This window comes from Wolbachia endosymbiont of Cylisticus convexus (assembly GCF_003344345.1).
The window spans coordinates 1-10611 of record NZ_QPIP01000055.1 but is presented as its reverse complement, the minus strand read 5'-3'; the positions used below and the strand labels follow the sequence as shown (position 1 = coordinate 10611).

Genomic DNA, 10611 nt, shown 5'->3' with positions numbered 1-10611 from the left:
GGCTTTGTTGCATCGCTCTTTGGATAGTAGATAATGTATAATAAATTCATGAAGCTATCTCAAATTTAGCGACGCCAATTTCAATAAATTTATTGAGTAAGTAGCATTTTATTAGCAATTCTTTTTCACGATTTACTTCGGATTTATTTCTAAAGCTAAACCCAAATGTTTGTTTTAGTCGCGAAAAAAAAACCTCAATATATGACCTCTTTCCATAATTTACTTTTTCTTTCCACTTCTTCATACCATCTTCATTATGTAATTTGATTAACCTAATAGCAGTGTTCCTATCAGACATGTAGTCTATTTTTAAATGCTCTGCTGCACAGGTTTTTGGTAGAATTTTTGCTTTTATATTATATTCTTTGCATAATTTATAAAGCTTATGCCTATCGTACGCCCTATCGGCATATAGTACTTTTACGACATGCTGAAAATCAACTTTTTTTAGCAGATCACAAGTGATCAGAGTAGACACCGTTACTGTATTTTACAGCTATGGCGTTTTTGCTATTTATATTCAACATTACATGCAATTTTCTTGTCTGTTCATAGCTGCGATACTTTCTATCTTTACTATTTTCCTTACTGTGACCAGGGGTATTATTATAAATACTGATACTTGTACTGTCTATGGCAATTTCAATATCTTCCATATTGTTTTTGTCAACTCTGCAATCATTGATCTTAATATTGAGTTTTTTAAACCTTCTTGAAGCCTGCGAATAGCTAATGACTGCTAAGCCTTTTCCTACTTGCTGCAAATATCCTTTTATAAACCCTACCGTTTGTCTTAAGCCAATTCTAAAGAGACTAGCGACTATATGCACTAAAATCACAACTTTATCACTGTAAATATTGTTGCCACCGAACACTTTTGGACCATGTTCGTACCAATTTTCTATTAATAAAATGAAAAATATTTCCTCTTTCTTGGAGAAATTTGTTATATTCATTGCAGTTACTGACTTTCATTTGCTGTGGCATATTTTTTCTTCAATGGTTAAATGGCTATTCTATAATGAATTTTGTCAGTAACTGCCAGTTCTTTTCTCTTGAGTGATGCAACAAAGCCATCCCAGTGTCACGCACTGGGATGACAAGAGGAGGGCTACTTGGATTGGAGGCAAGAAGAGAATACTGCACGGCGACCAACAACGTTTGTATAATTGTATGTTTGACATAGGTTTTATTGTGAAATTTCATCATACAAATCCTTCCATTTTTCTGTTACTCGTTCAATCACTTTCATTTTCTCTTCCATCTCTTAAAAAATTTTTCTCTAGCAAAAGTAAGTTACATGGATCCAAGTGTCAAGCTACTTGGATGACAGAAGGCAATGAAAGGAGCCATTTCTACCTAAACTGATCTCATGAGGTAATAATCAATATAGATACGATTCTCAAAACCACCTCTCTCTTGTTTTTTAGAAATACGTTTTTCTTCAACTTGTTCTATTGATAGTCCACTTTCTTTGCCTAACGCATGTATGACCTCAAAGCTAACTCTTCAAGGTTTTCATCTGAGGTTTTAGAGGCAATAACTTTCTTTACTTCTTGTAAAAGTTTATCTTTGAGACGTTCAATGTATTCATCTTTTTCCATCACCCTCTCATAAACAATAATTCCATGGAAACGTATAATTTCAATTGTATGATCACGAACAAGTTTATTAATTTTGAAACAATATTTTTTATTCATAATGTTTCCTTTGATAGATATAAGAATTTCATTCAGTAAAATTAAACTGTGACTTTCGATTTAACCCAATGGTATAATTTACTTATTTTGCCATCATGACCGAGCATTCCAGAATTACTTTTATAAAAAGTGTCAATTATTAGCTTTATAGAACCTATGGCAGCAGAAAATACAGGATTTTTATCATATTCGCCATCAAGACCGCTACAAGACTCAGGGCATCCAATACGGACTTGTTTATTGAGTATATAGCTTGCAATCTCTTTCATGCTTGCCAACCGGCTAGTACCACCTGTGATAACTACTTTATTGATTGGATCTTTTTGTTTTTGAAATTGCTCTCTTACTAGTTCAAATATCTCCTCAACCCGAGGTCTTATGATGTCAATAAGTTCGGACTTGAGTACTCGAGTCGGTTCATCATTTTCATTGTTTTGCAGTGTAATATATTCATTCTCATCTATTGAAGTTACGATAGTGCTACCGTATAGTATTTTTATGCGTTCAGCATGCTCTATACTTGTGCATAGTCCATAAGCTATATCTCGAGTGATGTGAATGCCACCAATTGGAATGCTGCTTGCGTATATAAGCTTTCCTCTCTTAAAAATTCCAATTGCAGTGCACCCACCCCCTATGTCAACAACGGCAGTTCCTAGCTCTTTTTCATCTTCACTTAGACAGGCAAGGCCTGCAGAATATGCAGAAGCAATACAACCGGCCATGCTTATCCCGCTATTATTAGTTATACAATTTTCAATATTGGTAAGCGCTGGACGCGAAGCAGTGACGACATTAACGTCAGCAGATAATCTTTTTCCATATAATCCACTGACCTCCTTTATGTCAGTCATGTCATCTAAGTGATATTTAAGTGGTATATTGTGAATTATAACATTTTCTTCGATATATTTCTCAAATGTCTGAAAGACTACACGTTTTATATCTCGGTCTGAAATTTCGTGATTAGCTGCAATTATTTCGTTATGTACGTTAAAAGATGAGATTCCACATCCGGCCACATTCACATATATCTGGTCTATAGCCTCTTCTGATACTTGCTCAGCTAAACCTACAGTTGACGAAATAGAGTAACTTGCATGCTTTACGTCAGTTATTGATCCACCACTTATACCTTCTGCACTTTTATAACCCGTTCCTATTATTTTATAGCTGAAATTGCTATTGATCTTAACAATGAGACAGATAATTTTTGTTGTACCTATGTCTAAAACAGCAAAAACATTCTGCTTTGGTTTTATTATTACTGCAGAGTACATTAGTTGACCTTATGACACAATTCCATTCAAATTGTAGCTTCCTTTAATAATTTATATTTCTATTAAAAATACAGCAACATTTTAATATACCCAAAATACTGTACAAAGGAAAAATAAAACATAAAATCAAAATTTTATGTCTAAATTGCCAATTGTAATTGCCCCTGATGAAAGGTTAATCACGCGTGCCAGTGAAGTAACAGATATAAACGATAAAATTAAAGAATTAGTAAACAACATGTTCGAAACTATGTACGATGCGGATGGTCTTGGCCTTGCTGCGGTGCAAGTTGGAGTGCTGAAGAAAGTTTTTGTCATGGACGTTCAGCCAGAGAAGGCTGAAGATGGGCCAACAGGGTATGATTCTGTTGGCAAGTTTTGCATGATTAATCCTGAAATTACGGAATTATCCGATGAACAAATAATACTAATAGAAGGGTGTCTTTCAATTCCAGAGCAAAGCCATGAAATTAAGCGTCCAAAATATTTAACTGTGAAATATAAAAATTTAAATAATGAAGAACAGACGCTAAAAGCTAGTGGTTGGCTTGCAAGATGTATTCAGCATGAGCTAGATCATTTAAATGGCATATTATACATTAGACATTTGTCTAAATTGAAATATGATATGGCTATGAGAAGGGCACAGAAGGTTAAAAAGAACTATGAGTAATGAAGATCTAGAATTGTTGAAGTTCTATCATGAAGTGGGAGTTGATTGCACGCTAACTGAAGGTGAAGAGGAAAAAAAAGTGGAAAATGAGAGAGCTGCACAGTCTTCTGTCATCGAGCAGAAAAAAGAACAACAAACCATGTTCCCAAGTGACTGGATCATTGAAGCAAGGAAGCTTGCAAGTGAATGTAGTAGTGTAGATGAACTAAGAAGCGCAGTTAAGTCATTTGAGGGTTGTGAAATAAAAAAAACTGCAACTAATACTGTTTTTTCCGATGGTAATCCAAATGCAAAAATCATGCTTGTTGGTGAAGCACCAGGAGCAAATGAAGACCTTAAAGGCATACCATTTTGTGGTGCAAGCGGAATGCTGCTCGATAAGATGCTCAGTGCAATTAGTCTGGACCGCACTAAGGTATATATAAGCAACACGGTATTTTGGCGTCCACCTGGCAACAGAAAGCCAACTGATCTGGAGCTTGATATGTGCAGGCCGTTTGTTGAGAAACATATCGCGCTAGTCTTACCGCAAATTCTAATTTTAGTTGGAGGAATTGCATGTTATAGCCTTCTTGATAACACAAAGACTATATCGAATTTGCGTGGCAGATTTCATACTTATACTAACCAATATTTATCTAATTCAATTACTACAGCCGCTATATTTCATCCAGCCTACCTACTTCGTCAACCAGCACAAAAACGTTTAGCTTGGGAAGATTTAAAGAAGATTAGAGAATATCTTGATAATACCAATAACCACACAGACGTTTAGCTTACTACTCGTTATCATCTCAGTACCGGCTACTTGCATTAAATATTAAAAAATTTACTAAATAGAGAAAAAGGCAAAAGAACTCCCTGTGCCCTTTTTCCTGTCATGCAAGAGCCTATTTCTTGTCATCCCAGTACCCAGACACTGGGATCCAGAAAACTGACCAGGTAATAAGAACTGGATTCCAGTGTCAAGCACTGGAATGACATCTCTATAGGACTCCCAACTAATCCAAATATTAAGAAATTTACTAAATAAAAAAGACAAAAGAATCCCCGAGTAGCGAGTTTTGACCCTATAATAATTTAAATTGGCATTGTAATAATGTGCTAACGCTTATTTTAAGCGCGATTTGGCTGAATGTAGAAAAAATAAAAAAGACATGCAGCCGCTATAATTTTATGTAATTTGCCAATAAACATCTGAGTTTTTTTACTGAATTTTGTCGTTGAGCCCAAAAACAAGGATAAATACTCTCATTGGTATGATAAGGGAAAGTGGGAGGGTTTGTCAAGTAACTTTTGTCGTTGCTATAGCTACTTGAGTTTCTGTAATCATAATGTTTTTGCAATGTATGCATGGAATTTTATTTACTCTATAATATGTTGGTTTATAGTAGTACTAATGCAGAAATAAATGGAGGAAACATTGAAAAACAATATAAAAAAATTGAAAGGAAATTTTTTAGAACAAGCAATTAGAGTAAATCATGCTGGCGAATATGGAGCCATTTGCATTTATTCTGGTCAAAAATTTATTCTTAAAAAATCTTCCATAATTGACAAAATAATTGAAATGGAGGAGCAGGAAAAAAAACATTTCCACTATTTTAATGAGAAAATCAAGGAGCAAAGAGTTCGTCCTACTGTTTTGTTGCCAGTTTGGCGTGTTTTAGGGGTGTCACTTGGTGTTGTAACTGCCATGATGGGTAAAAAAGCTGCTATGGCTTGCACTGCTGCAGTTGAAGAAGTGATCGGAGAGCACTATAAGGAGCAAGTCTTACATTTAGAAGATGGGGAACTAAGAGAAACTATAAGTAAATTTCGCGATGAAGAGTTAGAACACAGAGATATTGCAATTCAGCACAATGCTGAAAGCGCACTTGGCTACAACGTTTTATCTTCATTCATAAAAACAAGCTGTAAAGCTGCTATTTACTTATCCAAGTTGATTTAATCAATCACCATTTTGACAATCACATTTACCTTTAGTTCTTCTGTTAATTACTGTCTCATATCCTCTGCTCTAATTCAATGCGTATGAATATTTATAATTAATTTCTTGTCCTAAAAAATACATTAATTTAACCCCCTACCTGAGTTTTCTTGTTGCTGTGAACACGCTTGCGTAAGACTAGTAGATGGAACATTCTTAATAGTCTGAGTTGACTGTGTAGGAATATTCTCAAAACTCTTGCCCATAACTTCTAAAACACTTTTCCCTTGTATAAGACAATTCCCTCCAAAGCTTGATTTGTTTTCTAACTTGCTAAACCTTATTTTACTTTCCTCATCAATTTCTACTACCATTTTGTTACCATCTTTCCGTAGATAAATACTAATCTCTCCTAGTTTAGTAGTAAAAAATATTTCAATGCCACCTTTAAAAATATCTGTGTAATTTCTTTTTCCGTCTTTTGTGATTTCAACTCTTACTATGCTTTCCTCAATTTGAAATATGCCAATTTCTAAATCTTTAGCTTTTTCATTATTTAAGACTCTTGCAGTTTCAATAATACTACCTCGTGGATATTGAATATAAAAATATTTATTATCTACTTCTACTTCGAGGTCATATTCATCAATTTGCTTATTATCTTTTTTCACAATACTTTCATATGCTATACCCTCTAGAATTTTTCTCCTACTCTTACATTGCTCGTTCAAATTTTTTAAATCATCAGGGCCATAATATCCGCCTTCAATATCGCTATAAAAAGATAATTCTTTTTCTACCCCACCTTTTAACACTAAATCACGAGTGATCTTTTGTATGATATTTTTCGTAGTTGAATTATGTGGATTTGTGTGAAAGCGATTAATTAATTCTTCCATTTTTTCAAATATTAAATTTGTTACAGTTTTATTATCCTTACCGTAATATGAGTTTAATCTTATTCCTTGATTTAAATAGTCCTCTGTTATGCGTTCAATGTACCTTAAAACGCTTTCTTGCTCATTGCGTTCTGTCATACCTTTTGTCATCTCATCACAAAATTTTTCAACTAGACTTTGTTCATCTGTAGTTAATGGTATTTGCAGTTTCGTAGAAGATGAGTCTCGCTCAAAAAGATGATTTGCTGAACATCTCTCTGCTATTTCAATAGAGTCAAGACTTTTAAGATACTCTATAACATCTTTATTTTTTCGTACCTTTTCTTGGTTAAATACATGTGCCTATTCTTACGACTTATGATCGGTAATTCTGGATTTGGTGAGCTATTCTGTCGATTCTTGAAGAAGTTATAAGAGAGCTGTTCAAGCTTTAAAAGATGATTACTTTCATCTCGTTTGTTTACCTGATTAACCATATTGTATACCACTACTCACTAAAGCTTCTTAGTAATTATCTCAATACATAGGTAAGTCAATAAAAAATATCTTTTTTTCTTCGGTACTTAAAAATTGTCAAAAATCTCAAAAGGAGAATAGTTTACTAGAATTGATCTAAAAAAATCAATTGGTGAAGGGGTTCTGCTCTCAATTTTTTTGCTGTAAATTTCTGTAGAATTCTACAAGATCAACCTCACATTCACTCTGTTGCAGTATTCTTATTTTATATCGGAGCTAAAAATGTCAGCCAGTGAAGTCCTATGCACCAAGTACTGCAACTATCACAAATAGATTTGTTATGGTAAGTAATATCAGCTACCCATACTTTATTTGATTAATTGCGTATAACCTACTTTCTGATATATATCAAAGTTATCATAGAAAGCTTCAGCTTTGAAAGGGATTAACAAATAAAATTCTTGTACTTTGCCTCTGCTAAAGTACAATCAGGCTTTATTTAATATTTTTTATGCTTGATGAAGTACATGAGGAGTGTGGGGTATTTGGCATAAGTTGCAGCCAAAGTGCTGCTTTTAATTCTATACTCGCTCTACACGCTTTACAGCATAGGGGTCAAGAGTCTTTTGGCATAGCAACTAGTAACAACGGTAAGCTACTCTCTTATCATTTTCAAGGTCAGGTGAGCAGCGTACTTGATGATATAGATGAAATAAAGAAATCCTTACCTGGAGATTGCGCAATAGGTCACGTTCGATATTCAACAAGTGGTAGTAAGTCTGGAACACAGCCCATGCTTGGTAAAAGTGACAGATTTGGCAGTTTTGCTATAGCACATAATGGTAATTTAATTAATATTTCTCCTATACGCGAACAATTAATTAAACAAAAGTGCATTTTTCAGTCAGATATTGACACAGAAGTACTAGTGCATCTGATAGCAAAAAGTGAGAAAGATAGCTTCTTGAAGGGTTTTATATATGCATTAAAGCAAATACAAGGCGCTTATTCTTTTGTAGCAATCAATCAAGAAGTAATTATTGGAGTACGAGATTCAGCAGGAATCAGACCTCTTGTTTTAGGGAAGTTAAATGGTTCCTATGTTCTTGCATCTGAAACTTGTGCTTTTGATATAATAAATGCGAAATTTGTTAGAGAAGTAGAGCCAGGTGAGTTAGTCACCATTGATCGAAATGGTAATTTAGCTTCAGCGTTTCCTTTTTCACAGCAAAAATCAAGTTTTTGTATTTTTGAATACGTTTATTTTTCAAGACCTGATAGCATAATGGAAAGCAGGTCTATATACGATGCAAGAAAAGGGATAGGAAAAACACTTGCAGAAGAGAGTCCACCAAAAGACAATGTGGATATGATTGTACCTATACCTGATTCTGGAATACCTGCAGCTATTGGATATGCAAAGCATTCAAGGTTACCCATGGAACTGGGAATAATTCGTAATCACTACATAGGAAGAACGTTTATACAGCCAACAGCTGAAATACGTAAGGTTAGAATAAAATTAAAATTCAATGCTAATAAGCATATTTTAAAAGGTAAAAACATAATTTTAATAGACGATAGTATAGTGCGTGGTAGTACGCTCAGAAGTATAATAGTTATGTTAAAAGATGCGGGAGTAAAAGAAATTCACCTAAAGATTTCAAGCCCACCAATTAAGCATTCTTGTTTTTATGGAATAGATACACCAGATTGCAAAGATTTAATTGCCGCAACTCAATCTATAGAAGAAATAAAGAAAAGTATAGGAGTAGATAGCTTAGCCTTCTTGAGTATTGATGGACTATATAGGGCTGTTAAAGCAGAAAGGCGTAACAATGCTACACCACAATATTGTGATGCTTGTTTCACCGGTGACTACCCAATTGGTAAGTAATCTATTATTAATGAAGGTGAGGTTTTTTCTATATTATACCAACAGTTTTGAAAATAAACTTTTTGCATAATCGTATAATTTTTACCTGGGCGTCATTTATGTAAAAACTCCTTTATAAACTCCACCATTCCCCTTACCATAACACTGAAGGTATTTTATTACCTTCAATCTATGCAGATTAAACGACAAAAGTATTATATAGTTGGTGTCTTATCTTTAATTTTTTGCACTATGTGCACTTTATGTCTTCACAATATTTCTAGGTTTTTACCTATATAAGCGTCAGATAAACAAAATCTGTCAAATCAAGAAGAAACACCAAAATTTAAGTTTAGCAATTTTCGGGTATAGTTGTGCAGGGAGCGTCTCTGCAGTTATAACCGATTTTTCCAGTGGTGCCTGCCTTAAGTGCCCGTATATAAGCATGGTTTTGGAAGGAACGGTCAAATCATTGATGGAGTCTTGACTACCTCGGTTAGGAGATTGTACTATCAACCATACGAGTCAAGTTAAGGAAAAAGATATGAGGAGATAGAATAATAAGTTCTCACAGATATGTTTTTAGTGAGAGAAGTAACAATGAATAAAATAACTCGCCTATCAAATAACCTCAACAAATTTTTCAATGAAATGGCAATCAATTGAAACAGAAAAGGAAGAGGCGGTTCATCATTCATAAAAGCTATAATTTTGGGCAATTGAAAACTGCAGCATAGATGCAATGTGCCAATTATTAAACGAAGAATTTGTGGAAACAGGGTTTAGGTTTAATGAAGAAGCAGTTGAGTTTATGAAACAAATGTATTTTGTGTTTATTTAACTACGGATTGATTGCAAAATCTTACAGCAATTTAATAGTGTTAAATTATTGGACAGTAGCTCTGCCTAACAGTATAGGAAAGTCTGTATAAAGGGTAGTTACAAAGGTTATGAGAGTAAGTCCAGAATAAAGTTGCAATTAGTTTTTGATTACTTAAATCAGACATTCGATCAATTAAACATAACGGAGGGAGTAAGAAGGTTATAGGGAGCATTTGATCAAGTAACGATTTAGCTAATCTTGGTTATTTTGTGCCAATAAACAAATCAATGAAATAGGAGCTTATTTCATAAGTCGTTGATACCAACATATATGATAAATCAAAAAATGGAGTTATTAGAATGTTTAGAGATTTTTAGAAAACGAGGTATTGTTAGGAAAAGAAGCAAAAATTAGAGTAAGAATTATATGTACTAGACACAACTTAATCTGACAGGCATGAATTAACTGACAGAAGAATTGACAAAGTCAAAACCAAAATCCTGTTTAATGCTATCAATATTTTTCTGATAAGCAATATGCATACTATCAAAAAAGGTTTGCATAGCAATATTTGGGAATGTTCAAAAAAGTGTGTCAAGCCGCATTTTTAGTTCAACTCAATTTTCAACCTATCTGGAAAGAAAATATCAAGTTGAGACATAGTTAAAGCCCAATTAGGGAGAGCCATAATCCACTTTTGCTCTACCTTTTTTATAGCACAATATACCTGTTTGTACAAGGCATTTGTACTAGTAAATGAACCCTTAGTTTTAGTAAATTTCCTGATTTGTCTATGCAACCCCTCAATTGGATTAGTGGTGTAAATCAGCTTCCTAACTGGCCCAGAATACTTAAAATAACTGGATAAGTTTTCCCAATTGTTCTGCCAGGATTTTATAACTAAAGGATACTTTTCTCCCCATTTTCCTTCCAGCTCAAGCAGATAATTCTCAGCAATTTCTTTACTTGAAGCA

General features: G+C 33.9%; 8 protein-coding genes and 2 pseudogenes. 5 read left to right on the top strand and 5 right to left on the bottom strand.

From position 1 onward, the window contains the following. Positions 1-46: 46 nt before the first annotated feature. The 3 genes and pseudogenes from Wcon_RS13385 to ftsA form a co-directional block, all read right to left on the bottom strand. Positions 47-987, bottom strand: a pseudogene (locus tag Wcon_RS13385) (IS5 family transposase). Between the two features lie 491 nt (positions 988-1478). After that, positions 1479-1700 carry a nucleoside triphosphate pyrophosphohydrolase family protein gene (locus Wcon_RS06305; protein ID WP_114517610.1) on the bottom strand — a complete coding sequence of 74 codons (222 nt, stop codon included), beginning with the start codon at positions 1698-1700 and terminating at the stop codon, positions 1479-1481. A 41-nt stretch (positions 1701-1741) separates the two neighbouring features. Further along, positions 1742-2980: a cell division protein FtsA gene (gene ftsA, locus Wcon_RS06300; RefSeq protein ID WP_114517609.1), complete on the bottom strand. Its 1239-nt coding sequence runs from the start codon at positions 2978-2980 to the stop codon at positions 1742-1744. Positions 2981-3116: 136 nt separating this feature from the next. Here ftsA and def point away from each other — a divergent pair, with 136 nt between their 5' ends. The 3 genes from def to Wcon_RS06275 all read left to right on the top strand — a co-directional run bounded on the left by def (position 3117) and on the right by Wcon_RS06275 (position 5604). After that, positions 3117-3653: a peptide deformylase gene (def, locus tag Wcon_RS06295; RefSeq protein WP_114517608.1), complete on the top strand. Its 537-nt coding sequence runs from the start codon at positions 3117-3119 to the stop codon at positions 3651-3653. Beyond that, the gene (locus Wcon_RS06290) at positions 3646-4428 is read left to right on the top strand and encodes a uracil-DNA glycosylase (RefSeq protein WP_114517607.1); all 783 of its coding nucleotides are present in this window, start codon (positions 3646-3648) and stop codon (positions 4426-4428) included. The genes def and Wcon_RS06290 overlap by 8 nt, the downstream gene beginning before the upstream one ends. 636 nt (positions 4429-5064) lie before the next feature. Further along, a complete protein-coding gene (locus Wcon_RS06275; protein WP_179947494.1) occupies positions 5065-5604 on the top strand; it encodes a demethoxyubiquinone hydroxylase family protein in 540 nt (179 codons plus the stop codon). A gap of 122 nt (positions 5605-5726) precedes the next feature. Here Wcon_RS06275 and Wcon_RS06270 read toward each other — a convergent pair whose 3' ends face one another. Further along, positions 5727-6632 carry a hypothetical protein gene (locus Wcon_RS06270; protein WP_237350085.1) on the bottom strand — a complete coding sequence of 302 codons (906 nt, stop codon included), beginning with the start codon at positions 6630-6632 and terminating at the stop codon, positions 5727-5729. A gap of 817 nt (positions 6633-7449) precedes the next feature. Here Wcon_RS06270 and purF point away from each other — a divergent pair. Together purF and Wcon_RS06260 are read left to right on the top strand one after the other, a co-directional pair. Beyond that, the gene (gene purF / locus Wcon_RS06265) at positions 7450-8835 is read left to right on the top strand and encodes an amidophosphoribosyltransferase (protein WP_114517604.1); all 1386 of its coding nucleotides are present in this window, start codon (positions 7450-7452) and stop codon (positions 8833-8835) included. Positions 8836-9399: 564 nt separating this feature from the next. Then, positions 9400-10073, top strand: a pseudogene (locus Wcon_RS06260) (transposase); the annotation flags it as partial. 171 nt (positions 10074-10244) lie between these two features. Here the strand turns inward: Wcon_RS06260 and Wcon_RS06255 are convergent. Further along, the coding region (locus Wcon_RS06255) for a transposase (protein WP_147269143.1) at positions 10245-10611 on the bottom strand (367 nt) is incomplete at its 5' end.